Origin of the sequence: Streptomyces sp. RP5T (assembly GCF_003933965.1) — a bacterium.
In the GTDB taxonomy this organism is placed as follows: domain Bacteria; phylum Actinomycetota; class Actinomycetes; order Streptomycetales; family Streptomycetaceae; genus Streptomyces.
On record NZ_RSAJ01001179.1, the window covers coordinates 1 to 902 of the forward strand.

Here is a 902-nt window from a genome sequence, read left to right on the forward strand (position 1 = left end):
GAGGGACCCCACACCCACCCGACCGAACCCCTTAGGCTGACCGACGTGGCAGAACCAGTCGTACGGATCCCGGATGCGAAGGTCGCCCTCTCGACGGCCTCCGTCTACCCGGAGTCGACGGCGACGGCCTTCGAGATCGCCGCACGTCTCGGATACGACGGCGTCGAGGTCATGGTGTGGACCGACCCGGTCAGCCAGGACATCGAAGCCCTGCGCCGCCTCTCCGACTACCACGGGATCCCCATACTCGCCGTGCACGCCCCCTGCCTGCTCATCACGCAGCGGGTGTGGTCCACGGACCCCTGGGTCAAGCTCCAGCGCGCCCGGGCGGCCGCCGAGAAGCTGGGCGCCGGCACGGTCGTCGTCCACCCGCCGTTCCGCTGGCAGCGGCAGTACGCCCGCGACTTCGTCAGCGGGATCTGGCGCATGGCGAACGAGACGGACGTACGGTTCGCCGTCGAGAACATGTACCCCTGGCGTTACCGCGACCGCGAGATGCTCGCCTACGCCCCGGACTGGGACGTCACCAAGGACGACTACCGGCACTTCACGATCGACCTCAGCCACGCGGCGACCTCCCGGACGGACGCGCTGCAGATGGCCGACCGGATGGGAGACCGTCTCGGCCACGTCCACCTCGCCGACGGCAGGGGTTCCGCGAAGGACGAGCACCTCGTGCCGGGACGCGGCAACCAGCCCTGCGCCGAGCTCCTCGAACGCCTCGCGCTGACCAGCTTCGACGGCCACGTCGTCATCGAGGTCAACACCCGCCGCGCGATGTCCGGCGCCGAACGCGAGGCCGACCTCGCCGAGGCCCTGGCCTTCACCCGCCTCCACCTGGCCTCTCCGGTGAGGGTGCCCCGCCGATGAACGGGCGTGGGGTGGGGCGAGCGGTGGCTGCG

At 70.7% G+C, this 902-nt stretch carries 1 protein-coding gene; it reads left to right on the forward strand.

Annotated elements, in window-relative coordinates; translation table 11 throughout:
• Window positions 1–45: 45 nt before the first annotated feature.
• Window positions 46–870, forward strand: coding sequence for a sugar phosphate isomerase/epimerase (locus EHS43_RS45240; protein ID WP_125196125.1), 825 nt, complete (start codon window positions 46–48; stop codon window positions 868–870).
• Window positions 871–902 lie beyond the last annotated feature (32 nt).